Genomic DNA, 23,050 nt, shown 5'->3' with positions numbered 1-23,050 from the left:
CGATCGCGTCAGCCGTTCAGCCGTTCAGCCGTGTTCCGCCGAGCCGGTGAGCCGGAGCTTGCGCTGGGCCCGCTGGTAGAACGTGGTGTGGCCGAGCCGTACGACGCTGGCGGCGGCGGGCAGCATGGTCACCTCGACGCTGTCGCCCGGTGAGACGTGGCCGACCAGGCGGCCGTCGGCCTCGATGGCGAGGTCGCCGCTGTGCGGCAGGACCTCCAGGTCGAGCCGCTCGCCGCTGGAGAGGAAGACGGAGCGGTTGAACGCGGCGTGCGGAGCGACGGGGGTGATCAGCAGCCCCTCCGCGTTGGGGGAGACGATCGGGCCGCCGGCGGAGAAGCTGTAGGCGGTGGAGCCGGTCGGGGTGGCGACGACGACCGCGTCGGCGGTGTAGGCCACGAAGGGCTCGCCCTGGACCCGTACGGCGACCGCCGCGGACTTGTGCCCCGGGCTGCGCAGGAGCACGACGTCGTTGAGGGCCGTCTCCTGGGCGGCCCCGAAGCGGGCGTGGACGGCGGAGCGGCCCTCCACGGTGAAGCGGTGGGCGTCGACGGCGTCCAGCGCGGCGGGGAGTTCCGGTATGTCGACCTCGGCGAGGAAGCCCAGGCGACCGACGTTGACGCCCAGGACCGGCGCGTGGCCCCCGGTCGCGAGCCGCATGGCGCGCAGCATGGTGCCGTCCCCGCCGAGGCTGATCAGCAGATCGGTGCCGGTGGCCAGCTCCTCGGCCTCGACCGGGATGGCCTCGCAGCCGATCCGGGCCACCTCCGCCGCCAGTCCCAGCACCTTCGTCCCCCGGGCCCGGCTCCACCGGACCACGGCCTCCACGGTGGGGGCGCAGGTGCGCTCGGGGTGGAGCACCAGCCCCACCGTGCCGATGAATCCCATCCGGGCCACCTCGATGTCGGCCGGGTCACGGTTGCTCCCTCCAGTCACGCACAGCCGGTCGTCACCTTCAAGGCCGGCTGCGAAGGCGACCTGCGAAGGCGGCCTGCGAAGGCCATCGGCACAGGCCGTCGCCGCTCGTCGTGGAATCTCCGGGTGAGCCGGCTGGTTGGGATTCGACAGGGACGGCCCGACGGCGTCGACATCGACGCCGACGTTCGACGCTCCGAGCAGAGGGCCCGTCCGAGCCCATGTCGGGAGGCGTGTCCGATGGCTGACAGCACCATCCGGGGGATCGATCCGTCCGTGCGGCCGAGTGGGGACGGATGCGTGGAGTGCCTGGCGGGGGAGGGGCCGGGGTGGTGGTTCCACCTGCGCCGATGCGCCGAGTGCGGGCACATCGGCTGCTGCGACTCCTCGCCCTCGCAGCACGGCACCCGGCATGCCCGAGCCGTGGGGCACCCGTTCCTGGCCAGCTTCGAGCCCGGTGAGGCCTGGTTGTGGAACATCGAGACCGAGCAGTACTACGAGGGGCCGGAGCTCGCGGCGCCCGCCGCGCACCCGGTCTCGCAGCCGACGCCCGGCCCGCAGGGCAAGGTCCCGGCCGACTGGCAGGCGCACCTGCACTGACCTGCATTGACCCGCAATGACCTGCCCGAACGGGCCCGGACGGGCTCAGAGCGGCGGGGCCGGAAGCCGGGGGTCGGTGATCCCGCCCGGGCAGGCGAGGTGGGCGACGTCCCAGCCGGCCCGGGCGGCTCCGGCGCGGTAGGCGCTCTCGTAGAAGGCGAGTACGGTCGCTCGCGGATCGGCCTCGGCGCGGGCCGCGTCGTACCGCAGGACGGCCAGGTGGCTGTTGTTGAGCTCGGTCCACCGGGCGGACGACGGCGTGAGCGGGTCCTCGGCGAGGTGCGGGGGCTCGGGAGTCGTGTAGGAGTAGAAGGCCGGTTCGCCCAGGTTCGCGTCCCCGAACCAGAACCCGAAGCTGATCAGCTCCCGGGAGTACGCCTCGCGGGTCACCGGGTCCACGTGCGAGGGCTGGTCGAGGGCGCCTCCGGAGAACCGGGTGTGGGCGAGGTCGAACGAGTGCCAGAACAGGTGGACGGGGCTGACCTTGCCCGAGAAGCGCGCCGCGAACTCCTCCAGCACCAGTCCGACCTGACCGAGCACCTGCCACTGGCGGTTCGCCCAGGCGGGATCGTAGGTCGCGTGCTCGAAGTCCTCGGCGAACGGCCGGTCCGCGTCCGGCAGCCCGTACGGCCGGGGCACCCGGATCTCCACCCGGACGCCCAGGTCCGCCAGGGTTTCCAAGGTCTGCCGGTAGAACGAGGCGACGGACTGGTCGAGGAGCGGGAAGGACGCGGACCTGCCGTCCGCCGTCGCGACGACCAGCCGGTGGTCGACGAAGTCGAAGTCGATGGTGAAGACCGGGTTGCCGTCGACCTGCCCCATCGGCCGGGTGGTGATCCCGCGCCCGGTGAGGTGGAAGGGGACGTTCCACCAGTGGTTGCGCCGCACGCTCGCCGCGAGGCGGATCTTGCCCACCACCTGGGCGAAGCGGTGCAGCGTCTCCTTGGTGTCCCGCCACTCGGTGAGCGGCAGCGGTGGGAACAGCTCCATCGCGTGTCCCTCCTGTCCGTCGGCGGCAGTTCCATGATGACCACCGTGGTCCGGACGCGCAGGGGGAGGCGGCCGGGCGGAGAGCCCGTACGCCGAGGGACCCGTGCCCCGACCGCGTGGCAGCTCGGTGGGGCAGGGGCCGAGGGGACTCAGCGCCGTGGAGACGGTAGCTCCCCGGACGCGACACGGTTCCGGACGGCGTCCAGGGTGCGGGCGATGAGGAGCGACTCGGCGAGCGGGACGAGGTGGGCGGAGGTGTCGCCCTCCGCCGCCGCGTCCACCGACTCGACCATGAGGCGGTAGGGGTCCTGGGGCGGGTAGTGGCGGGGGAGGCCTCCGCCGGTGGTGGTGAGCGTGCTGGGGGCCGCGCCGGCGCAGAAGGCCGGCGGGGTGAGGGTGAGCGAGCCACTCGTGCCGGTGGTGGTGAAGGTCTCGGACATGTCGCCCGTGAGCGAGCAGCCGACCTCGGCCACCCCCCGGCCTGGGAAGGTGAGCAGGAAGCGGGTGGCGGAGTCGGCGGAGCCGGTCTCCCAGTGGTCCTGCTCGGCCCGGACCACGTCCGGGGCCTGCCAGGCGAAGGCCGCGAGCGCGGCCGAGACGGCGTAGTAGCCGACGTCGTAGAGGGCGCCGCCGCCGAGGGTGGCGTCCAGGCGGTAGTTGCCGGGGGCGGGGGCGAGGCCGTCGAACCGGGCGGTGACGGTGTGGACGGTGCCGATCGCACCACCGGTGATCAGGGATTCGAGGTCCCGGGTGCGCGGGTGCCAGCGGTTCCAGGCCGCCTCGACGAGCAGCCGTCCGGTCGCGCGGGCGGTGGCGGTCATCGCGGTGACCTCGGCGGCGGTCAGCCCGAGCGGCTTCTCGCACAGCACGTGCTTGCCCGCACGGAGGGCGCGCTCCACCCAGGGGCGGTGGGCGCTGTTGTGGAGCGCGATGTAGACGACGTCGACGGCCGGGTCGTCCAGCAGGTCCTCGTAGCGGGTGTACACCCGGGCCGGGTCGAGGGCCTTGGCCCGGCGGGCGTCGGTCGCGGCGACGGCGTGCAGGCGCGGCCGGTCGGCGGCGTGGACGGCGGGTGCGAGACTGGAGGCGGCGATCGAACCGGCTCCCAGGAAACCCCAGTTGGCCATGGTCAGCGCCCTTCCGTCGTCCCGGCCGGTTCCGCCACCGCGTGAGTCTTCGCCGCCGCGTGAGTCTCCGCTATCGCGTGAGTCTTCGCCGCCGCGTGGGCCTCCGCCATCGCGTGGGGCTCCGTCGCCATGGCGGAGGCCAGGTCCAGGACGAGGGAGCTCCAGCCGAAGGAGCGCGCGCCGTGCCCCTCGGCGTCCTCCGGGCCGTAGCACTCCCGGGTGCCCGAGGCGGCGACGAGCGCGCAGGTGCGCGCCGCGAGCGTGTCGGCCTCCGCGCGGTAGCCGCGTCGGCGCAGGCCCCAGTACAGGTACCAGTTGAGGTTGACCCAGCTGGAGCCGCGGAAGATGGCCCCGGTGCGGAACGAGGGGTCGTAGGACGGCTCGGTGGCGGCGACGCTGGGCACCGGGTGGGGCCGCCAGAACTCCCGTTCGTTCAGCAGGTGTTGCTCGATGACCCGGCGCGCCGCGGTGTCCGGCACCGAGTCGAGGAGGATCGGCACGAGCGAACTGGCGGTGAGGACCTCGGAGCGCTTGCCGGCGACGAGGTCGAGGTCGTGGAAGGCCCCGCCGTCCTCGTCCCAGCAGTGCCGCATCAGCGCGGCGCCGATCGCCCGGGACTGCTCGGCCAGCCGGTCCGCGGTGCGCTCGTTCGATCCGACCGTCCGGACGAGGCGCGCCAGGCAGGCCAGCCCGTCGGCGTAGACGGTGTTGACCAGCACGTCGTTCCAGACGAACAGCCGCCGGTCGCGGAGCGGGGTCTCGGGCGTGCGGGCGGGGGAGGCGTACGCCGTGATCAGGGAACGCATCGCGCTGTGCCACGCGGTGTGCACGTCGTCCCCGGAGACCGACCCGATGCCGAGGGCGGCGTCGTACTTGGGGCTGCTGTCCAGGCCGGACTCGTCGGGCTGGTAGATCTCGATCAGGCCGGTGCCGGGGCTCGTACGGTGCTCCGCGAGCCAGCCGAAGAAGGCCAGCGTCGGCGGCAGGACGCGGCGCAGCCAGAGCTCGTCACCGGTGGCCCGGTACACCCGCTCGACGGCTCGGGCCACCACGGGCGGCGCGATGGTGACGGATCGCCACCCCTCCCAGAGGTCGATCCTGAAGTCCGCCGTGGCGTGCGGCCTGAGGTCGTCCTGCCAGAGCACCATGTGCGGCAGGAAGCCGGCGGGCGTGACCGCGCTGAGCAGGGAGCGCAGTTCGTCCCTGGCCCGGCGGGTGTCGAGGTGGGTGAGGGCGATGGCGTGGAAGCTGCTGTCCCAGGCCCACTGGAAGGGATAGCTGTCGGGGGAGGGGCAGGTGAAGTCGTAGTGGCGCTGCGCGGTCCGGGAGAACCCGGTGCGGTGGTTGCGGGCCAGGGTGTCGCGGGCCCGGGCGGAGCTTTCAACGAGGGGCGCGGAGCTTTCAACGAGGGACATGCGGGGTGACTCCCGAGGAGGACGCGGCGGCGGGGAGCGGGCGGCGCCGGCCGGCGGCGAGCAGTAGCGCGGCGGCGGGCAGCAGGCAGCCGGCGAGGCCGAAGGCCGACCGGACGCCGAGGTGGTCGGACAGGGTGCCGAGCAGCAGGGGCGCGAGCATGATGCAGATGCTGACCGCGAGTTGGACGCGGGCCGTGGCCTGGTCGATGCGGCCGGGCGCCGCGCTCACCGCGAGCGAGAGGGTCAGCGGGAAGAGGTTGGCGACCCCCAGCCCGCCCAGGACCAGGCCCAGCAGGGCGAGCCAGGTGGTGGGGGCGAGCCACAGGGCGAGGAACCCGGCGGCCGCGACGGTCAGGGAGCCGGCCACCAGGGCGGCCGGGCGGGCCGAACCGGTGCCGGCCGTCAGCCGGCTCCCCGCCAGACGGCCCGCGAGCTCGCCCCCGTAGAACAGGGCCAGCGCCGCCGAGGACTGATTGTCCGTCAGGTGGACGGCGCTGGTGAGCAGGGGCGCGGCGTAGTAGGCGAGGCAGAACTCGAAGCCCACGACGAGGCCGCACAGGGCGGCGCGGAGCGGGAACGAGCCCGTCGGCCGGTCCGGCTCCGGGGCGTCCGCCGCGTCCGCGGTGGCCACCTCGGAGCGGTCGGAGCGGCCGGAGGGCGCGGTGCGCGGCCGCAGCGGCTCGTCGCGGAGCGTCGGGTACATGGCGGCCAGCGCGAGGGCGGGCAGGACCAGGCACCAGTTCCAGGCCACCCCGGCACCCTCCAGGCCGCTGATGACCAGGGGCGCGGCGACCGCGCTGACGCTCGCGGCCGCGTTGGCCTCGACCAGGGCCCGGGCCCGCAGCGACTCGTGCGCGCCGTGGTGCTCGGCCAGCACCGCCAGGGCCGTGGTCTGCAGCAGCGCTCCGCCGATGCCGCCCAGCGCCGCCGCCGTGAGGGTGACGGCGGCGGAGAGTCCGGTCGCCAGGAGGAGCGACCCCAGGGCCAGGGCCGCGAGCGCGGACCAGAAGAGCACCCGGTGGCCCACTCGCGTCCGGATCCGGCGGAACAGCAGGTTGGTGAGGATCGCGCCGGCGGCGAAGGCCGTCGAGTGCAGGCTCATCAGGGCGTAGCTCAGCCGCAGGTCCTGGCGCAGCAGCGGCAGCAGCGGGCCGAGGGCGTACAGGAGGTAGGCGTAGACGGCCAGCCCGCCGTAGGCGGTGGTGGTCAGCCGGTCGCGGACGAAGGCGGGGGTGCGGTGATCGGGGGTCGGCGGGGCCTCGGTCCCGGTCACCCGGGTATCCCGGTCTGCTCGGCGAAGGCCCCGCCGGCGGGGACCGCGTCGCCGTGGCCGTGGCCGAGGGCGGAGACGCTGCCGGCCGCGGCGGCCGTGCGGCGCACGTGGTCGAGGAGGACGGAGGGGGCGAGCAGCGAGGTCTTCATCGACGCGCCCCGACCGTAGCCGGTGAACGCCTCGCGCACGGCGTCCTCGTCGTCGAGGCAGGCCCGGGTGGTGATCAGCGGGGCGGGGTCGACCAGGCCCGACTCGACGAGCCGCAGGGCCACGGCGGTGACGTGCGCGGAGCGGGCCATCGGGAACGAGCGGACGTCGAAGGGGGTGGAGAGCAGCTTCAGGCCCTTGGCGAGGATCATCCAGGTGTTGAGCCGCTGCGGGACGGCCGTCGCACCGTAGATGACGTACGAGCCGCCGGGGCGCAGCAGGCCCATCGCGATCTCCCGGATGTCCTTGCCCGGGGTGCCGGCCTGCCCGCCGGCCTGCCCGGCGGCGGCTCCGCCCGGGCGGGCCGGCGCCGAGATGTGGGGCAGCGCGTCGAACACGTAGTCCGCGTACTGGTCGTGGTGCTCGCGCACGTACGCTTCGAGCTCCTCCGCCTGGGTGTCCGTGTTGAAGGCGCGGGAGGCGCCGTGCCGCAGCGCGACGTCCATCCGGTCGCTGTTGCGGTCCAGCACGGTGATCGAGCCCGCGCCGAGGTGGCGGTGGAGCACCTGGACGGCCAGCTGGGCGCTGGGGCCGCAGCCGAGGACGACGCAGGTGTCGCCGGGCTTCGGGGGGTTGAGCAGCAACGACCGCAGGACCGAGGTCAGCGGCTCGATCACGGAGGCCAGGTCCGAGGGCACGTGCGACGGCAGGACGACGGCCGCGGCCTGGTCGGCGTCGTAGAAGTTGCGCCCGGTGTACCAGGCGGTCTCCACGCCGAGCCGGCCCGGGAAGAGCGGCCGCAGCGCCCGGTACTCGGCCATCCCGCCGAAGTCGGTCTGCCCCCAGTAGGTCACCCGGTCGCCCGGCCGCACGTCGTCCCGGAGCCGCCTGCCGACCTCGACGACCCTTCCCACGTATTCGTGCCCGGGAATGATCGGCCACTCCTCCGCGAAGAGGTGGCCGCGGAAGTACGAGACGTCGGTCGAACAGATGGAAACCGCCTCGGTCTCCAGCAGGATTTCGTCCTCGTGGCATTCCGGATCGGGCACCAGGGTGCGGTTGATCTCTCCGGGCGAGGTCATCAGATACGCGTACACGGTTTTTCCCTCCACGCCTGCATGGCATTCCACTGCCGCCATCGGACCGGGCTTTGTCGGCCGCCGATCGGACAGTTCCCCGTCGGAATTCATCCCGCGTGGTGCAGTCGGCGTCGTTGCTCGACTCGCGGGTCGCACAAATGAATGAATGACCGGATGGCCGGACGGCCGAATGGCTCCCGAGGTGTCGCCTGCCTCAGGAATCGACCTCGAAGGCGACGTCCAGGGCGTACCTGTCGCCCACGTACCGGGACTCGGTGAGCTCCAAGGGGCGCTCGTCCTGGTCGGTGATGAGCCGCTGCTCGACGAGCAGGGCGGTGCCCGGAGCCACCGCCAGCAGCTCCGCCTCCCGCTCGTCGGCCGTGGCGGCCCTGATGGACGAGTGCCCGCGGGTCGGCGTCCGGCCGAGCCCGGCGAGCGTCTCGTGCATCGAGGCCGTCCGGAAGTCGACCTCCAGCAGGGCGGTGAGGTCCTCGGGGAACACCGCCCGCTCCAGCGCGGTGGGGATCCCGTCGGCCAGCCGCACCCGACCGACCTCCACGACCTGCGCGGACCTCTGCAGCCGGAGCCGGTCGGTCTCCTCCGGAAGGGCGTCGCGGAGTACCGCGGAAATCAGTCGTGACGAGGGCTTCCGGCCCTGTCTGCGCATTTCCTCGCTGAAACGGACCAGGTTTTCCGCGCGACGGTGGGTCGGCGGCTCCGCGACGAATGTGCCGCGTCCGGAGATCCGGTACACCAGGCCTTCCGTGACGAGCCGTTGAACGGCCGCTCGGGCGGTCATGCGGCTCACCCCGAATTCCTCGCACAACTCCGTCTCCGACGGGAGGGGGTCGTGCGGTCGATGCTTGGCGATCCTGTTTCGGAGGGCCTGTTCGATCCGGTGGTACCTGGGTGCGAAATCCGTTTCCAAAATGGCTCCTCCGAAATTGAGACTACGCCGTCTAGCTGTCTAGTCAACCAGAGTAGACCAGTACAGAGCGGGACAATCCGCAGTGAAATGCGCCAAGGGCAAGAGGCGTGCACGGTGATCTGCGTCACATCTCGGCGCCGGGTGCACCCTTCCGGAGCTGTATAGACGGCTAGACAGGTTCAGGTTATCGTCGAACCGTCCGCGCTGTCGCACCCGGATCGGGCGGCCCCGACCGGTGGGACGCGACCTTGCCTCACCCCTAGGACAGGCTCATGGACTCCACCGGAATCGACGTCCGGCAGCTCGCCAAGATGATCGACCACTCGCTCCTGCGGCCCGAACTCACCACCACCGAGGTCCTGTTCGGCTGTGAGCTCGCCGCGACCTACGACGTCGCCTCGGTCTGCGTGCGGCCCGCCGACGTCGCCCTCGCGGTCAAGGCGCTCGACGGCACCGCGGTCGCGGTCGGCACCGTCATCGGCTTCCCGCACGGCGGTTCCACCACGGCGGTCAAGGCGGGCGAAGTCGCCGACGCCCTGGCGGCCGGTGCGACCGAACTCGACATGGTGCTCAACATCGGCCTGCTGCGCAGCGGGGAGGACGACGCGGTGCGGGAGGACATCGCGGCGGTCGTCGACGCCTCGGGGGGTGTCGGCCTCACCAAGGTGATCTTCGAGAACGCCTACCTCGACGACGAGGAGAAGCTGCGCGCCTGCCGGCTCAGCACGCTGGCCGGCGCCGACTTCGTGAAGACCTCGACCGGCTTCGCGCCCGGTGGCGCGACGTTGGAGGACGTCCGGTTGATGCGGGCGAACGTTCCCGCGCACATGAGGGTCAAGGCCGCGGGCGGGGTGCGCACCCTGGACCGCATGCTGGAGTTCGTGGCCGCCGGCGCCGAACGCTTCGGCGCGACCGCGACCGCCACCATCCTGGACGACCTGGCCGCCCGCCGGGCCGCCGTCTGATCCCCGGTCCGGCCTGATCCCCGGCCCGGCCTGATCCCCGGTCCCGCCTGATCCCCGGTCCGGCCCTCCGAACGGCCGGGCCTCAGGCCGCCGTTCGGGACTGCCAGTAGGTGAACTGCTGGACCGGATCGCCGAGGAGGTTCCACGGCCACGCGGTGACCGCGTTGTCGATCAGCTGGAAGGCGTCGGCGCTCTCGCGCGGGCGGCCCGCCTGGATCAGGGCGAAGGCCAGCAGGTTGAGGTCGGCCGCGGCCGCCGCGTGGTCGAGGCCGCCGGGCCGGGTCCACTCGTGCAGGGCGGTGCCGAGCGCGCTGACCGCCCGGCCGTGCGTCCACTGGCGGCGGACCAGCAGGGCCTCGACGCCGCCTCCGGCGGTCGTACGGGCGTGTTCGTCCACCAGGGCGGTCAGTTCCACGCCGGCCGCCGGCGCGGTCGGCGGCGCCGAGGACCGGACGGTGTCCACGAAGTTGAGCTGGGCGCTGCGGGAGCCGCACTCCTCCGGGGAGAGGTAGCGCAGCATCTGCAGGTGGGCCTCACGGTTCCACGGGTCGCGCGCGGTCACCTCCTGCCAGACCGCGACCACGTCGCGGGACTGGGCGCCCATCAGCCGCAGGATTCCGAGCAGGACGACCCACGGCATCGGATCCTCGGGTGAGATTTCGGCCGCGCGGTAACAGTTGTCGGCCGCCGCGCGGGGATCCTCCATCCGCCCGGCGTACCGGCCGCGGAAGAGCTCGACCCACGCCTCGAATATCTGCGCGTCCGGATTCTGCGGGCGACGCAATCGCCAGTTCTTCGCGAGCGAGGAGGGCGCGGTCGTCTCGGCGAGTACGGCGAAGCGGTGCGCGCGCCGGTCCCAGTCCGTGCCGGTCTCCCGCAGCAGCCGTTCGACCTGGTCGACCTGGATGGCGCTCTGGCCGGGCAGTCCCGGGGACTTGAGTTGGCGCCGTACGCGGCCGAGTTCGACGTCGTCGAGCTCGGGGCGCAGGCTCGGCCCGGAGGCGCGGGTTCTTCGGAAGAGCGACACGCGCCGCAGCCTAGGCCCCGGGGCGATTTTCGGACAGACCCCGGAATGACACATTCAGGTCGCGATTCCGGCCGTGGTGGATCCGTGAACCTACCGCTCCGTACGGCGATCGGCCCGACCGGGAAAACCCGGGCGCGCGATTCCACCCCCCCTCCGGGCGGAATCCCTGCCCCTGGAGCCGGCAACGCGCCCATCCTGGAGCCGGCAACGTGCCCACCCTGGAGCCGGTCCCGGCCCGGCGACGTTGACCGGACGTCTACTCACGGCTGGTCTCCTACGGGTGCCGACCGGGCGGGCCCGAAGCACCGCCCACCTACCAGCTCGTTAGGGTTCGATCATGAACAGCATGCCCGTCCGTCCGCCCACGACCCTGCCGGTCCTGGAGACCGCCCTCGTCCGGCTGCGGGACCACCGCGCCGAGGACCTCGACGCCATGCGCCTGGTCTGGGGTGACCCGGCCGGGATGCGCCACCTCTCGACCGGCGTCATGGACGACGCCCGGATCCGGCGCAAGCTCGACGACGCGATGGCGACCGCGGCCGAGGTGCCGCGCCGGCACTACCAGCTGGCCGCCTGCCTCCGGGACGACGACCGCCCCGTCGGCGGCATCCGCCTCGACGTCGAGGACGACACCACCGGGTACTCCGGCGTCTTCACCATGGCCCGGCACCTCCGCGGCTCCGGCTGCGCCCCCGATATCGGCTGGCTGATGCTGAAGCTGGCCTTCGCCGAACTCGGCCTCGCCCGGGTGTGGAGCATGACGTCCGTGGAGAACACCGACGCGGTCCGCGCGATCACCCGCTTCGGTTTCACCCCCACCGGCGAGACCGAGCGCTACTTCCCCGAGGCCGACACCACCATGCGGCTGGTGACCATGGAGGTGCTCGCGGACACCTGGCGGGCCATGCCCGTCCCGGCCGGCCCCGGCCCCGCCTGACCCCGGCCCGCCCGGTCCGATCCGACCAAGGGCCGGAAGCGCTGGGCGGACCGGGGCCCGCGCGGTCAGTCGAGCGGCTTGTCGACGACGGCCTTGAGGTGGCTGAAGGTGTCGATCGAGTACTCGCCGTGGTAGCGGCCCATGCCGCTCTCGCCGACCCCGCCGAACGGCAGCTCGGGCATCGCCAGGTGCGACACCGGCAGGCCGAAGGTGAGCGCGCCGGAGGAGGTCTCCTCGGCGAGGCGGCGCTTGGTGTCCGCGGACTCGGTGAACGCGTACAGGGCGAGCGGCTTGTCGCGCTCGTTGATGAACGCGATCGCCGAGTCCAGGTCGGGGACGGTCAGCACGGGCAGGACCGGGCCGAAGATCTCCGTCTGCATGACCGGGGCGGTCGCCGGGACGTCGGCGAGGACGGTCGGCGCGAGGTAGCGGGCGGCCCGGTCGTGGTCGCCGCCGACGACGGTCCGGCCGCCGTCCAGCAGCGCGGTGAGCCGGTCGAAGTGGCGCTCGTTGACGATCCGCCCGTAGTCCGCGCTCTCGGCCGGCTTCTCGCCGAACAACTCCCGGACGGCTTCGGCCAGTTCCGCCTCCAGGACGGGCGCGGTGTCGCCGATGGCGAGGACGTAGTCCGGGGCGACGCAGGTCTGGCCGGCGTTGAGGAACTTGCCGCGGGCGATCCGCCGGGCGGTGACGGCGAGGTCGGCGCCGGGCTCGACCACGACCGGGCTCTTGCCGCCGAGCTCCAGGGTGACCGGGGTCAGGTGCTTGGCGGCGGCGGTCATGACGATCCGTCCGACGGCGCCGTTGCCGGTGTAGAAGATGTGGTCGAAGCGCTGCTCCAGCAGGGCGGTGGTCTCCGGCACGGCGCCCTCGACGACCGCGACCGCCTCCTCGCCGAGGTAGCGCGGCAGCAGCTCGGCGATGGCCGCGGAGGTCGCGGGGGCGAGCTCGCTGGGCTTGACGAGGGCGGTGTTCCCGGCGGCCAGGGCGCCGACCAGCGGGGCCAGGGCGAGCTGCAGCGGGTAGTTCCAGGGCGCGATGATCAGCACCACGCCCAGCGGGTCACGGACGACCCGGGCCTCGGCGGGCCGGAAGAACTCCGGCACGGCGGCCGGCTTCGGCTCCAGCCACTGCGCCAAGTGCTCGACGGTGTGGTCGAGTTCGTTGATCGTGAAGCCGATCTCGGTGCGCTGCGCCTCGGCGGCGTTCTTGCCGAGGTCGGCGTGCAGGGCCTGCCGGAACACCTCGGCCTGCTCGGTGAGCATGGTCCGCAGGGCGGCCAGCTTCTCCAGCCGCCAGGCGAGCGGCCTGGTCCGCCCGGTGGCGAATTCGGCCCGCAGGCGGGCGACCACAGAAGGCACAGAGGAAAGGGTGTCGTGCATGAGGATCTCGCGGTCTCGAGGCGTCGGGGGCGCTTGACACATGGAACTTTCACCACATGAAGCAATGAGGCGAGCCTAGGGGTGAAAGGTTGAGTTTGTCAATCATTTTCCGGCATCCGTGGTCCCCCCGGTACGCAGGGTGAGGCTCCGGCGGGTGCGGTCGAGCAGGTCGAGGGCGGTCTGCTCGGCCGTGCGGCTCGGGCCCAGCAGGCGGTTGCAGTGCAGGTGGACGTAGCTGTCGCAGAGCTCCGGGAGCGGGCGGGCCAGCAGGCCGTGCCGGTCCAGGTCGGCGAGCCGGGCGGCGACGGGGGCCAGCAGCCGGCGGCGTTCGGCGAGGACGGCGGCCACGACGGGTGGCGGCGGGGTGGTCAGCAGCTCGCGGAACTCGGCCTGGCGGGCGCGGAATTCGGCGCCGGCGAGGCGTTCGCGGAGGGAGCGGCGCCGGTAGAGGAGCAGCCGGGCCGGCTCGTCCAGGCCGACGCCCGCCAGCAGGTCGTCGATGCTGAGCAGCGCGAGCGCGGTGTCGTCGAGCGGCAGCCGCCCGCCGTGGCGCAGGGCGAGCAGGTCGAGGACGGCCTGGCTGTCGGCGGTGTAGAGCTCCTCGGCGGCGTCCAGGCCGGCGAGGCCGCCGTAGCGTTCGACCTCCCGGTCGTAGACGTCGAAGCCGAACCGGGTCAGGTACCCGTCGGCCAGCAGGGCACCCGCCCAGTCGCCGAGCGCCGGGAGGAGCCGACCGGGGTCGCCGCGCAGCCGGAGCCGCAGATGGGGGTCGGGGTCGGCGTAGCGCAGGAAGACCCGGCGGTCGGTGTGCCCCGTCAGGTCGGCGACCAGGTCCCGGACGGCGCCGGCGAGCAGGGCGTCCTCCTCCTGGCGGTCGCCGTAGAGCTTGAGGTAGGTCCAGTCGCTGCCAGGGGGCCGTAGCCGGTCGGCCCGGCTGACCGGGGCGGGGCGGGGCCGGGGTGGTGGCGCCGGCGGGGCGGCGGCGCGGCGGGTCATGGAGACGACGAGCTCCACGAGGTGGGGGCCGTCCGGGCCGGTGGCCCAGGCGTGGTCGAGTCCGGGGAGGGGCTCCTGGAGGACGACGGCGCCGCCGGGCGGCAGGTGGGCCAGGGCGCGGCGGACCTCCTCGGTGTGGGAGCGCCCGGTGGTGTCGAGCAGGAGGCGGTGGTCCGCGGCCTCGTCGCTGCTGCTCAGGTAGGCGTGGCGGGGCAGCTGCCAGCGCCGGCGCCAGGCTTCGAAGGCGGTGGGGAAGCCGTCCGGGTGGGCGGTGAGCCGGGCGGCCGTGGTGTGGTCGATCCGCCACTGGGCGGGGCGCAGGACGATCCGGCCGCTGGTGATCCGGGGGAGGCGGGGGAAGCCGCGGGCCGGGCCCCAGTCGAAGCCGGTGAGCAGGGCGGTGCGGTCGTGGCTCAGGTCGGCGAGGAAGCGGCAGACGGCGGGTGCGCGGCTGTGGTTGAGCATGTGCCCGGCGCAGACGGCGACCTCCCGGACGGCCCCGGTGCCGTCGTCCCAGGCCAGGGCGAACCTGCCGTCGGTGATCCGGACCGCGAGTTCGTCGAGCGGGATGAAGCGGGCCGGCCCGTCGGCGGCGCTGGTCCGGATGCCGACCTCGTGGTCGCGGACGGTGGGGCGGACGACCACGTTGGCGGAGCGGGCCTTCTCCGGGAGGTAGACCAGTTCGGCGAGGACCCGCCCGGGGTCCAGGGCCCGTTCCGCGGCGACGGCCTCGGCGAGGGCGGGGACGGCGCCGGGCAGCATGCCGGCGAAGCGGCCGAGGTTGCGTCCGGCGGCTCCGGCGCCGATGTTGGCGCCCACCACCAGCAGGAACTCGCCCGCGTCGACGGCGGCGGCGGACGGGGCGGCGACGGTGGCGTAGAGGTCGAGCGAGAGCGGCAGCCGGGTCGGGTCGGCCTCCCGGAGGGTGAGCCGGTCGAGGGTGGACCGGTCGAGGTCGACGACGTCCCGGTGGTCGTGCAGCGCCTCGGTGGCGAGGCGGTGCAGCGTTTCGGCCCGGGTGAGGTCGAGGGGCGCGGCGACGGTGGGCGGCGGGGTGCCGAGGCCGGTGACGGGGTCGAGGAGTTCGAGGACGGGCACGTCGCGGTCGGTGCCGTAGCGGGTCGCGAAGGCGCGCCGGTAGGCGGCGATGTGCGGCGGACCGTCCGGGTAGGGGCTGAGCCGGAGCAGCAGGTCGGCGGCGCGGACGGCGGCGTCGGCGACCTTGCGGGAGATCCGGCCGGCCGCGAGGGGCAGCGTGGTGTCGACCTGGAGGGGCGTTCCGGTGTCGAGGCCGGTGACCCGGCGGGCGTGGTCGGCGAGTGCGGGGAAGGTGTCGGCGCCGCTGCCGGGGGGCTGCTTCTGCCAGTCCTGGATCGCGGCGAGCAGCGCGGACAGGTCGGCGTGGGCGGCGGCGGCCGCCGGGATCCGGCCGAGCCGGTCGAGCACGTGTCCGGCCGGGTCGAGGTGGGTCAGCGGCGGCTGGAGGTCGGTCAGCAGGAAGCCGTGCCGCCACAGCCGGTGGAGCAGTTCGTCGACCTTGTCGGGGGTCGCCCCGGGTACGGTCCCCAGCAGGTCGGCGGCGAGGTCGGCGTGGCCGATCGGGGAGCGGGCGAGGGCGAGGGCGCGCAGCACGGCGCCGGTGGCCCGGAGGGTGACGTTCTCGCCGCCGGCCGCCGTCCGGGGCGCCTCGACGCCGCTCAGGGTGACCCGCCCGGCCCGGTGCAGGACCGCCGGGTTGGCGATGACCCGGGTCGCCCGGCGGATCGGCGGGGTCGCTTCCAAGGTGGTGACGAGGTGCAGCAGGGCGTGCATGTCGAGCCGGGCGTGGAGTTCGGGCGGCCGGTCGTCGGCCAGCCGGACGTCGGTGACCGGCCCCCAGCGCCCCAGGGCGGCGCCGGCGCTGAGCCCGAACGGGGTGGGGCGGGTGCTGAGCCGGACGAGGTAGCGCAGCAGGCTCGATTCGAGGTGCCGGCGGTCGCGGTCGCCGGCCGGCGGGCGTTGCAGCGCGCTCGCCAGCGGCAGGGAGGAGACGGCGACGGAGCAGCGGGCGAGTTCGTCCTCCCGGACCCGTGTGGTGCAGGGTTCCGGGCCGGGGGCGTCGGGCACGGGGTAGCGGGTGACGGGCAGGATCGGCGCGCGGATCATCACGAAGTCGAGGGCGCGGTAGCGGCTCGGCGGGGTGGTGGGCCGTCGCCGGGCGCCGTCCAGGTGGGGGGTGTCGGTGGTCATGGTCGCGGGCGGGCGGTCAGGAGAGCAGGAAGAACCGGTCCCAGGCGGGCGGTTCGGGGGTGGCGGCGGCCAGCAGGACGAGGGCGATCCCGGGAGTGCCCTCCAGCAGGCCGACCCGGTCCGCACGGCTCCCGTCGGGCTCGACACTGCGGTAGCCGTACGGCGATCGCGGCCGGTACGCGGCGAGCAGCTGGTCGACCAGGCGGCCGGCCCCCGCGCGGATCGTCCCGTCCCCGGTGTCGGCGGCGAACCGGAGGGTGATCTGCAGCAGGCCCGCGACGCCGTGGCAGAAGCCGGGCGAGTCGATCCGGCGCCAGGGGACCGGGCGGGCGAGGACGGTCCGCAGGGCGTCGGTGGCCGCGTCGGTGAGGCCGCGGTCGCCCAGGGCGGTGCCGGCCAGCCACAGGGCGCGGGCGACGCCGGGACTGCCGTAGCACCAGGCGTCGCGGGCCGGCGACGGCGCGGGCGGCTGTTCGGCGGTGCCCGGCTCGTCGCCCGCCGCCGGGTACGCGACGACCGCCGGGTAGCCGCCGCCCCGGGGGCCGTCGACGTGCCGGGCGCGGAGCCAGGCCGCGGCCCGGTGGATCGCCTCGGTGTGCCCCGGGACCACCGGGCCGTCGGCGTGGGCGAGCGCGAGCAGCGCGAGCGGGCCGGTGACGCCGTGCGCCAGGCCGCAGTTGGCGATCGCGGCCGGGTACCGGGCGCGCATGCCGTCGTCGGCGATCAGGGCGTGCGGGGTGTGCCAGGCGGGCATCCCGTCCGGTTCCCGGGGGGCCCGGCAGAGGTCGACCAGCCGGGCGAGCAGGGTGGCGAGCGTGCGGTTCCGCTCGGGCCCGGGCGGCCGGGAGTGGAGGTAGGCGGCGACGCCGGTCCAGCCGGACACCAGGTCGAAGGTGCCGACGGCGAGGCCCTGCCCGTCGTCGCCGGGGATCCGGTGGGGGATCCGGTCGTACAGGCCGCGGTCGATGTCGTCGAGCAGGCTCCGGTACCGGTCCTGGCCGCCGGCGAGGTAGGCGGTGGTGAAGGCCATCCCGGCGAGGCCGGCGAAGAGGCCCAGCCCGGTGACCGGGTCCCGCGCGGTCCGCTCGACGGCCCGGGCGAGGTGACGGTGGGCCACCAGGTCCCAGCCCTCGCCGGGCCGGCAGCGGTCGAGGTGCCCGAAGGCCAGGGCGAGGCCGCAGCCGCCCTGCGCGGTGCTGTACGGGGTCCAGTGCGGACGCCCCCGCCGCGTGCCCGCGCGGCCCGCCGCCTCGGCGGCGTCGGGGTCGCGCAGCCGGGCGAGCACGTCCTCGGCGGCGGCACGGGCGGCGTCGGCGCGCGGGGCACCCACCGCGGGCCGCCACCGGGCGGCCCGGCGTGCCGCTACGGTCATCAGCCGTCCCCGGCCGGCCGGGGTTCGCGCTCGACGCGGCGGATGACCTGGTCCCCGGCGACCCTGCGGACCACGCCGTCGGCGTGGACCTGACTGATCTCCAGGAGGTAGTGGTCCTCGTAGAACTTGACCGGGACGGTGTCGCACTCCGAGGTGCAGGAGCCGCAGGTCGCACAGGTCTCGGTCTCGCCGGCGGCGACCGGGACGCTGATGGTGGCGCATTCCTCGCCGCAGGTACTGGCGCAGCTGTTGGTGCACTCGTCGCCGCAGGTGCTGGCGCAGCTGGCGGTCTCACCCCGTTTGGTGGCGAAGCTGTCGACGGCCTTGGTGACCACCTTGACCCGGATGTCCAGGTCGAACTGGTCGTCGCTGATTCCGGTGTGTACGTGTCTGTCGTTCATGGTGCAACCCTCTGGAGCCGGTTGCCTCTGGACATGGTTGCCGGGTATGTCCACTCAGTTCCACTATGGCAGCCCCGCGTACTGCTGCAACCGGGTACGGGCGGTGCGGCAGTTGACGGTCCCTGACCTCGTCACGCTCCGTTCCCGACCGCCGTCGCCGTCCGTCACCGGCTGACGAACTCGGGTTCGTGGGGCCGGAGTTCGCCCGCGTGGCGACTGGGGTCGGGCCACCGCTTCTTCCGGTGCCGCACCCCTGGGCAGCGGCCCGTTGTTGTGCTGACATATCCATGTCAAATCGAGAGGGTGCCGGGTGCCGCACCGCACCGCGCCGCCCCCGGTTCCGACTCCGTCCTCGGACTCCGCGCTCGGACGTCGTCCTCGGAGGTCGTACTCGACTCCGCGCTCGGACTCCCTGCCCGGACTCCGTGCTCGATCGAAGGGAAGCCCATGCTGCTCCGCGTGCTGGCCGCCGCGGCCGCCGTCGCCGCCTCACTGTCCGGCTCGTCGGCCTTCGGCGTCGACTCGCTCCCGACCCCGCCGGACCGGATCGTCATCGACGTCGCGACCGTCAACGGCTCCGGCTGTCCGGCCGGGACGGCCGCGGTGGCCGTCTCCCCGGACAACACCGCCTTCACCGTCACCTACAGCGACTACCTCGCCCAGGTCGGGCTGGGCTCGAAGCCGACCGACTTCCGGAAGAACTGCCAGCTCGACCTGCGGGTGCACGTCCCGCAGGGCTTCACCTACGCGATCGCCTCCGCCGACTACCGCGGCTTCGCCCACCTGGAGAAGGGCGCGAACGGCACCGAACGGGCCAACTACTACTTCCAGGGCCAGGCCCAGACCACCTACGCGTCCCACCGGTTCAACGGCCCGCAGGACGACAGCTGGCAGGCCACCGACACCGTCGACGTCGCGGCCCTGGTCTGGGCCCCCTGCGGCGAGGAGCGCAACTTCAACATCAACACCGAACTGCGGGTCTCGGCCGGCAGCTCGGACCCGACCCGGAGCACCAGCTTCATGACGATGGACTCGACGGACGGCAACATCAACACCGTCTACCACCTCGCCTGGAAGCACTGCCCCTGACGCCCGGGCGGGCGAGCGACCGTCCGCACCGTCCGGCCCCGGCGACGCTCGAAGCGCCGCCGGGGCCGGACGCGTGGGGGACCGACCGTCAGCCGACGGTCAGCGGGAACGGCCCGGCCAGCACCGTGTAGCCGTCGTTGGCGAGGTAGTAGGCGTCGTACGCGCCCGCGCCGTTGAGCTTGCCGGTGGAGAAGGTGACGGCGCCGCTCTGGTTCGGGGTGTAGGCCCAGGTCAGCGCGGAGCGCGAGCCGGGGGTGACGCCGGACGGGTAGAGGCCGACCCAGTTCTTCGCCCCGGCCTGCGAGGTGTCCGGCAGGGCGTAGCGGAGGGTGACGTTTCCGCCGGCCGTCACGGCGTCGAGGTCGCCGGTCAGGGTCGGCCGGGTCGCGGTGGACGGCGCGAAGGCGGCGTTCAGCGGCGTCGCGTAGGTGTCGTTGCCGGTCAGGCCCGGCAGGCCGAGGGCCGACTCGATGGTGCGGCCGATGCCGTAGTGGTCGTAGTGCAGCGGGCTGCTGGTGCCGGCCGGGACGGTGCCCTGGGAGCCGACCACGACGGTGGCGAGGTGGTTGTAGGCCTCGGACTGGCTCTCGTCCCAGGTGAGCAGGAGCAGCGAGCGCTGCTGGGTCCAGGCCGGGGAGGACAGGACGGGGGCGAGGGTCTGCTGCAGCCAGCCGTCCTGCGTCTTCAGGCTGGTGGCGCTGCCGTTGCCGGAGGCCTCGCCGTCGTAGTAGTCGTCGGCGGCGATCCAGGAGAAGCTCGGGGTGGTGGCGGCCGACTTCAGGTCGGTGGTGAGCTGCGAGGTGTCGACGAGGTGTGCCGCGCAGCGGGCCGGATTGCCGCTGATGTCGGTGTAGTTGATGAACGGAGCGTCGTCGGGCATGAAGTAGCTGTCGTAGGTCTTGGTGGTGTTGCAGGGCGTGCCCATGCCCTGCTCGTAGGCCTTCCAGGTCTTGCCGGCGTCCTCGACGGTGTCGCCGAGGTTGCGCTGGGGGGAGTTGATGTTCGGCCAGTAGGTGGCGCCCTTGGCGTAGGTGTCGCCGCCGGCGACGGCGAGGTAGTTCTCGTCGCTCGGGTGGTAGACGCCGTGGGAGTCGGTGAGGGTGGCGCCCTGGGACATCAGGCTGTGGATGAACGGAGTGTCCGCGGGGTCGTTCATGATCTGGGAGTAGTCGGTGTTCTCCATCATGACGACGAACACGTGGTCGTAGCCCGGCACTCGGGACGCCGGCGGGGCCACCGGCGCGGGCGCGGCGACCGGGGTGTCGAGGGTGAGCGAGAGGTTGTCCAGGTAGCCGGTCTCGTTCGTGGTGGACAGGAACTGCACCTCGACCTGGACGGACCGGGTGCCCGCCGGGACGGCCCCGGTGGCGCTGCGGGAGAGGAACCGGGTGCTCAGGCCGCGGTCGCTCGCCGAGACGGTCGGCAGCTTGGCGGTCGCGCCGAGCGGACGGCCGCCGGCGTCCCGGAAGTGCAGGCTGACGGCGGCGTATCCGCCGTAGACGGTCCAACCGCCCAGCCAGCCGGAGAGGTTGTAGTGCACCCCGCCGCCGTCGATGGCGGCGGCCGCCGAGGAGAGGTCGACGGTCTGGGCCATGGAGCCGTCACCGAAGTTGCCCGGCCCGAAGAAGGCCTTGCCGGGCGTGCGGCCGTCGTCCGGCAGGCCGAAGGAGCCCGCCGTGTGGCAGACGGCGTCGATGCCGCCGGCCTGGACCGTCCAGCCGGGCACGGTGGAGGCGGCGCTCCAGTCGCCGGTGCAGTAGCCGCCGGCCTCCGCGTCGCCGTTGACGATCAGGTTGCCGCTGCCGCCCGCCGCCGAGGCGGTGGCGGGGACGGCGACGGTCAGCGCGCCGACCAGGGGGAGGGTGGCGAGCAGCCCGCCGACGGTGCTCCAGCGCAGTCGCATGGGGGTACCTCGTGTCGTCGTGGTGAGGGTGGGAACCCCCGGCGGTGCGCCAGGGGGTGGGACAGAGGTATCGGGCGGGGCTGTCCTGCGGGGGAATGTCGAGCAAACTTGGTCAGACAAGTTCGGGCAGGGGGCGTGTGCCGGCAGCGGTGGCGGGACCGGGCGGCACCGGCGGTACGGTGGGGGCCGGGGCGGGAAGGGGTGGGGAGGGGTGGCCATGGTGGGGTCGGGAAGCGGGGCCGGAGTCACGAACGGCAGCGGGCCGTCAGGCGCGTCGACCGGGCCGCGCTCGCCGCTCGCCGCGCTGCGTGCCAGGCTGCTGGCCGAGATCAACGCGACCGTGCACGGCCAGGACCTCCACCTGGAGCGCTACGACCGCCCGGCCGGCGACCCGGGCCTCTTCGGCCCGGACAGCGTGGTGTGGCGGGTGCACGGGCACCCGGCCGGGATGCTGGTCGGCGGCTTCGCGGCGCTGCTGCTGCAGTCCCTGCACCCGCTCGCGATGGCCGCCGTCGACGCCCACTCGGACTTCCGGGCCGACCCGACCGGGCGGCTCAACCGTACGGCCCGGTTCGTCACCACCACCACGCTCGGATCGACGGCGGCGGCCGAGCGGGCGATCGCGGGCGTCCGGCGGATCCACCCCCGGATCAGCGGCACGGCACCGGACGGCCGCCCCTACCGGGCCGACGATCCACACCTGCTCACCTGGGTGCACACGGCCGAGGTGTACTGCTTCCTGACCGGCTACCAGGCCTTCGCCGCGACACCGCTGACCGCCGCCGAGTCCGACCGCTACTACGCGGAGGCGGTGCGGGTGGCCGAACGGCTGGGCGCCCGCGACGTCCCCCGTTCCCGCGCCGAGGTGGCGGCCTATCTGGCCGGGATCCGGCCGGAGTTGCGGGTCACCCCGCCGGCCCTGGAGGTGCTCCGGCTGCTGCGGGGGTTCGGCCGCAGCCGGCGCGAGCGGGCCGCCGTCCGGGTGCTGACGAACGCCTCGATCGACCTGCTGCCGTCCTGGGCCAGGGCCGAACTCGCGGTGCGGCGGCCCCGGTTGGTCCGTGCGTCCTGGGACCGCCCGCTGGCGCGGACCGGCGGGCGGCTGATGGTGTGGGCCTGCGGCCCCTCGCAGATCCGCGCCGCCGCGTACGCCCGGGCCACCGCCGTACCGCGGCAGGCCGGTTGACGCCGGGGAGTCAGGCGGGCGGGCGGGCCGGTTGGCGTCGGGGGAGGGGGTCAGTGCTTCTGGGCCCGGGGCAGGGCGTGGCGGAAGGCGTCCGCGTCGGGGGTGCGCAGCCAGTAGCCGAGGATCTGGTCCAGGCCGATCGGGGTGGCGCGGTCCTCGAAGACGCCGCCGCGGCCGTCGGCGAGCTGGAACTGGGTCACCGGTCAGCCGAGCGGATGGGGCGGGGCGGGACGGGTCGGGGTCAGTCGGAGCGGCCGGGGGTGAGCCGGTAGTGACGGGGGTCGGCGATGCCGTGCAGGTCCTCGGCGGTGAGGGAGGTGCTGCCGTCGTCGCCGCCCAGGATCCGCAGCCGTCGCGCCTCCTGCACCGGGCGCAGCCCGAAGGCCGAGGTCAGCTCCAGGTCCAGCCGCCCTTCCGTCCGGTCGAACGACCAGCGGCCGGTGACCTTGCCCTCCAGGCCGGCCCTGCGGTGGGTGCCCGTCAGGTCGCCGCCGTCGACGCCGCCGTCGTCGCCGCCGTCGACGCCGCCGTCGTCGCCGCCGTCGACGGAGCCGTCGGGTGAGGCGGTGAGGTCGACGTCCAGGGACTCCCCGGACCGGGCGTCGCTCTCGATCGTCCAGTGGCCGGGCCCCACCACCGCGCCGACCGCCGGGCGCGCCGCCGGGGCACCGTCGGCCGGGGTGCCCAGCAGCCGGTGTACCGCCGCCTCCGCCGCCCCGGCGTCGCTGCCGGGCGGGAGCCGTTCCTCCCGTCCCTGCCCGGGGGGCAGGGCCGTCTCGTCGAGCGGCCAGACCAGGCACGGCTTGTCGAACGAGGCCGCGTACTCGCGCTGCGCCCGGACGTGCGGGTCCTCGGCCGCGTCCCGGGACCAGAGGAGCAGGAACAGGTCGCAGGCGCCCAGTTCCTGCAGCACCGGCTCGGCGGGCAGACCGTCGGAGAGGTCGCGGGACTCGTCCAGGGCGGTCCGGGCGCCCCCGGCACGCAGCCGGGCGTCCAGGTCGGCGGCCCGGCCGGTGTCCGCCGGCGCGTGGGCGAGGAAGACCCCGGGGTGCTGCGGCTCCCCGGAGGTGTCGTGCTTCCGGTCGTTCAAGG

General features: G+C 74.0%; 20 protein-coding genes. 5 read left to right on the top strand and 15 right to left on the bottom strand.

All coding sequences use genetic code 11. The features are described from left to right. Positions 1-24: 24 nt before the first annotated feature. Entirely contained in the window at positions 25-933 is a 909-nt protein-coding gene (locus IE332_RS27675) for an NAD(+)/NADH kinase (RefSeq protein WP_229928959.1), read from the bottom strand. 219 nt (positions 934-1,152) lie between these two features. On the opposite strand from IE332_RS27675, the gene IE332_RS27670 reads away from it, so the two are divergent. Further along, on the top strand, positions 1,153-1,512 hold the full coding sequence (locus IE332_RS27670; protein WP_189921510.1) for a UBP-type zinc finger domain-containing protein: 360 nt from the start codon (positions 1,153-1,155) through the stop codon (positions 1,510-1,512). Between the two features lie 45 nt (positions 1,513-1,557). On the opposite strand, the gene IE332_RS27665 is transcribed toward IE332_RS27670, so the two are convergent. The 6 genes from IE332_RS27665 to IE332_RS42475 form a co-directional block, all read right to left on the bottom strand. Then, positions 1,558-2,502: a DUF5996 family protein gene (locus tag IE332_RS27665; RefSeq protein ID WP_189921508.1), complete on the bottom strand. Its 945-nt coding sequence runs from the start codon at positions 2,500-2,502 to the stop codon at positions 1,558-1,560. Positions 2,503-2,651: 149 nt separating this feature from the next. After that, on the bottom strand, positions 2,652-3,629 hold the full coding sequence (locus tag IE332_RS27660) for a Gfo/Idh/MocA family protein (RefSeq protein WP_189921505.1): 978 nt from the start codon (positions 3,627-3,629) through the stop codon (positions 2,652-2,654). Between the two features lie 2 nt (positions 3,630-3,631). Further along, complete coding sequence (locus IE332_RS27655) at positions 3,632-5,044, bottom strand: amylo-alpha-1,6-glucosidase (protein ID WP_189921503.1); 1,413 nt, start codon at positions 5,042-5,044, stop codon at positions 3,632-3,634. Then, on the bottom strand, positions 5,031-6,317 hold the full coding sequence (locus IE332_RS27650) for an MFS transporter (protein WP_189921501.1): 1,287 nt from the start codon (positions 6,315-6,317) through the stop codon (positions 5,031-5,033). The genes IE332_RS27655 and IE332_RS27650 overlap by 14 nt, the downstream gene beginning before the upstream one ends. Then, complete coding sequence (locus IE332_RS27645; protein ID WP_229928958.1) at positions 6,314-7,546, bottom strand: zinc-dependent alcohol dehydrogenase; 1,233 nt, start codon at positions 7,544-7,546, stop codon at positions 6,314-6,316. The genes IE332_RS27650 and IE332_RS27645 overlap by 4 nt, the downstream gene beginning before the upstream one ends. A gap of 211 nt (positions 7,547-7,757) precedes the next feature. Further along, positions 7,758-8,471: a GntR family transcriptional regulator gene (locus tag IE332_RS42475; protein ID WP_189921497.1), complete on the bottom strand. Its 714-nt coding sequence runs from the start codon at positions 8,469-8,471 to the stop codon at positions 7,758-7,760. A gap of 272 nt (positions 8,472-8,743) precedes the next feature. Here IE332_RS42475 and deoC point away from each other — a divergent pair, with 272 nt between their 5' ends. Beyond that, entirely contained in the window at positions 8,744-9,436 is a 693-nt protein-coding gene (gene deoC / locus IE332_RS27635) for a deoxyribose-phosphate aldolase (RefSeq protein WP_189921495.1), read from the top strand. Positions 9,437-9,518: 82 nt separating this feature from the next. On the opposite strand, the gene IE332_RS27630 is transcribed toward deoC, so the two are convergent. After that, a complete protein-coding gene (locus IE332_RS27630) occupies positions 9,519-10,463 on the bottom strand; it encodes a tetratricopeptide repeat protein (RefSeq protein ID WP_229928957.1) in 945 nt (314 codons plus the stop codon). A 337-nt stretch (positions 10,464-10,800) separates the two neighbouring features. On the opposite strand from IE332_RS27630, the gene IE332_RS27625 reads away from it, so the two are divergent. Then, a complete protein-coding gene (locus IE332_RS27625) occupies positions 10,801-11,400 on the top strand; it encodes a GNAT family N-acetyltransferase (protein WP_189921493.1) in 600 nt (199 codons plus the stop codon). Positions 11,401-11,465: 65 nt separating this feature from the next. On the opposite strand, the gene IE332_RS27620 is transcribed toward IE332_RS27625, so the two are convergent. The 4 genes from IE332_RS27620 to IE332_RS27605 form a co-directional block, all read right to left on the bottom strand. Then, positions 11,466-12,782, bottom strand: coding sequence for an aldehyde dehydrogenase family protein (locus tag IE332_RS27620; protein WP_189921491.1), 1,317 nt, complete (start codon positions 12,780-12,782; stop codon positions 11,466-11,468). Between the two features lie 102 nt (positions 12,783-12,884). Continuing rightward, a complete protein-coding gene (locus IE332_RS27615) occupies positions 12,885-16,007 on the bottom strand; it encodes a lantibiotic dehydratase (protein WP_189921489.1) in 3,123 nt (1,040 codons plus the stop codon). A 16-nt stretch (positions 16,008-16,023) separates the two neighbouring features. Further along, positions 16,024-17,379: a lanthionine synthetase C family protein gene (locus IE332_RS27610; RefSeq protein WP_189921487.1), complete on the bottom strand. Its 1,356-nt coding sequence runs from the start codon at positions 17,377-17,379 to the stop codon at positions 16,024-16,026. Continuing rightward, positions 17,379-17,780, bottom strand: coding sequence for a hypothetical protein (locus tag IE332_RS27605; RefSeq protein WP_189921485.1), 402 nt, complete (start codon positions 17,778-17,780; stop codon positions 17,379-17,381). The genes IE332_RS27610 and IE332_RS27605 overlap by 1 nt, the downstream gene beginning before the upstream one ends. 447 nt (positions 17,781-18,227) lie before the next feature. Here IE332_RS27605 and IE332_RS27600 point away from each other — a divergent pair, with 447 nt between their 5' ends. Continuing rightward, positions 18,228-18,869, top strand: a complete 642-nt coding sequence (locus IE332_RS27600; RefSeq protein WP_189921483.1) for a DUF4360 domain-containing protein — start codon at positions 18,228-18,230, stop codon at positions 18,867-18,869. An 88-nt stretch (positions 18,870-18,957) separates the two neighbouring features. On the opposite strand, the gene IE332_RS27595 is transcribed toward IE332_RS27600, so the two are convergent. Further along, the gene (locus IE332_RS27595; RefSeq protein WP_189921481.1) at positions 18,958-20,772 is read right to left on the bottom strand and encodes an alkaline phosphatase family protein; all 1,815 of its coding nucleotides are present in this window, start codon (positions 20,770-20,772) and stop codon (positions 18,958-18,960) included. Between the two features lie 217 nt (positions 20,773-20,989). Here IE332_RS27595 and IE332_RS27590 point away from each other — a divergent pair, with 217 nt between their 5' ends. Next, positions 20,990-21,958 (top strand): oxygenase MpaB family protein, encoded by a 969-nt coding sequence (locus tag IE332_RS27590; protein WP_189921479.1) that lies wholly within the window; start codon positions 20,990-20,992, stop codon positions 21,956-21,958. A gap of 50 nt (positions 21,959-22,008) precedes the next feature. Here the strand turns inward: IE332_RS27590 and IE332_RS27585 are convergent, their stop codons facing one another. Then, a complete protein-coding gene (locus tag IE332_RS27585; RefSeq protein WP_189921477.1) occupies positions 22,009-22,158 on the bottom strand; it encodes a hypothetical protein in 150 nt (49 codons plus the stop codon). A 41-nt stretch (positions 22,159-22,199) separates the two neighbouring features. Beyond that, the gene (locus tag IE332_RS27580; RefSeq protein ID WP_189921476.1) at positions 22,200-23,048 is read right to left on the bottom strand and encodes a toll/interleukin-1 receptor domain-containing protein; all 849 of its coding nucleotides are present in this window, start codon (positions 23,046-23,048) and stop codon (positions 22,200-22,202) included. Positions 23,049-23,050: the final 2 nt, after the last annotated feature.

The sequence above is a fragment of the Kitasatospora xanthocidica genome (genome assembly GCF_014656195.1).
Lineage (GTDB): Bacteria > Actinomycetota > Actinomycetes > Streptomycetales > Streptomycetaceae > Kitasatospora > Kitasatospora xanthocidica.
This window is presented reverse-complemented; position numbering and strand designations above follow the sequence as displayed.